Origin of the sequence: Mycobacterium pinniadriaticum (assembly GCF_026242045.1) — a bacterium.
GTDB lineage: Bacteria > Actinomycetota > Actinomycetes > Mycobacteriales > Mycobacteriaceae > Mycobacterium > Mycobacterium pinniadriaticum.
On sequence record NZ_JAPJDO010000098.1, the window covers coordinates 1 to 1,643 of the forward strand.

Consider the following 1,643-nt stretch of genomic DNA (forward strand, 5'->3'; position numbering starts at 1 on the left):
CAGCTGTCTGGGGGGCTGCGCCCGGTGGTGGAGGATGAAAATTTGGCCGTGGTGTTCGGCCTGGTGAGGTGCTTGCGTCGCAGACGGGCGGGGTCAACCATGAAGGGGTGTTTCGGTTGACCCCGTTGCGTCTGTGTTGCTGTGAGTACGCCGAGCAGCTTGGAGCTGGAGAGCACCCTCCCTTGTTTGCCGGGGGTGGTGGATTGTTGCCTGTGAGCACGCGAGAGAGACTCCTTGTTAGTTTCCGCTCTCCCCGAAACACGCTGATTAACAACGTGTCTGGGTGAAGAGGTGATTCATCATGGAAGTGGTTCATTCGCGGTGCGCGGGCCTTGACGTGTCCAAGAAAGACGTCAAAGCCTGCGTACGCATTCAAGGACAGGGCCGACGCGGTACCTCGACAACCGTCACGACGTGGGGGTCCACGACCGGTGAGATCTTGGCGTTGCGGGAACATCTGGTTGCCGAGCAGGTCAGCTGTGTGGTGATCGAATCCACCTCCGATTATTGGAAGCCGTTCTATTACTTGCTCGAAGACGGCCTGAACGTGATGCTGGCCAACGCCCAGGCAGCACGCAATGTGCCCGGTCGTAAAACTGATGTCTCCGATGCCATGTGGCTGGCCGATCTGGGTGCCCATGGACTGTTGCGGCCGTCGTTCGTGCCGCCGCAGCCGATTCGGGAGCTACGCGATCTGACCAGAGCGCGCACGGTGATCACCCGCGAGCGCACCAAGGAGATCCAACGACTCGAGAAGATGCTCGAAGACACCGGCATCAAACTGTCGGCGGTGGCTTCTGACATCGTCGGGGTTTCCGGGCGGGCCATGCTCGAAGCGCTCATCGCCGGACACCGCGATCCGGTAGCGTTGGCTGATCTGGCCAAAGCGGGTCTGCGCAAGAAGATCCCGATACTCACCGAAGCGCTGCGCGGCCATTTCAACGACCATCACGCGTTCATGGTGCGGTTGTACCTGGATCGCATCGACGCCCATAACGCCGATATCGCCCGCCTCGACGACCGCATCGAGGAGGCGATGTCGCCCTTTCGTAGTGTCCGGGAACTGTTGATCAGCATCCCGGGCTGGTCAGAAAACGTCGCCAACGTGTTCATCGCCGAGACCGGCGCCGACATGAGCGTGTTTCCCAGCGCGGCGCATCTGGCGTCGTGGGCCGGGGTGGTGCCCGGCTGCAACCAATCAGCGGGTCGGGTCAAATCGGCGGCCATCCGGCCCGGCAATCGCCATCTCAAAGCCGCGCTCGGGATAGCAGCATTGTCAGCGGCCCGCAGCAAAGCCACCTATTACAGTGCTCGCTACCGGCGTATCGCCGGCAGTCACCCACCGGCGAAGAAGCGCCACAAGAATCAAGCCCGCCGCACCTCCACGGCCGGCCAGATCGCTCAGGTAGCCCTCGCGCACAAGATGCTGATCGACGCCTACAACATGCTGGTCAACGGCACCTTCTACCAGGACCCCGGCCCCGACTACTACACCCGGCACCACCCCGGCAAGAGCAAAGCCAAAGCCATCAAACAACTGGAAACCTTGGGGTACAAAGTCACTCTCGAACCCCGCACCAACGCCGCCTAGCACCAGCGAGCAACCGCTCACCCAGCTTGGGTCACCCAATTTTCGAGAGAGA

General features: G+C 61.5%; 1 protein-coding gene. It reads left to right on the plus strand.

Annotated elements, in window-relative coordinates; all coding sequences use genetic code 11:
- The first annotated feature begins 301 nt into the window (after positions 1-301).
- A complete protein-coding gene (locus ORI27_RS32790; protein WP_266001418.1) occupies positions 302-1,591 on the plus strand; it encodes an IS110 family RNA-guided transposase in 1,290 nt (429 codons plus the stop codon).
- The last annotated feature ends 52 nt before the right edge of the window (positions 1,592-1,643 follow it).

Coding starts and splice junctions, on each gene's coding strand:
- ORI27_RS32790 (WP_266001418.1), top strand. CDS start 302: ATGGAAGTGGTTCATTCGCGGTGCGCGGGCCTTGACGTGTCCAAGAAA.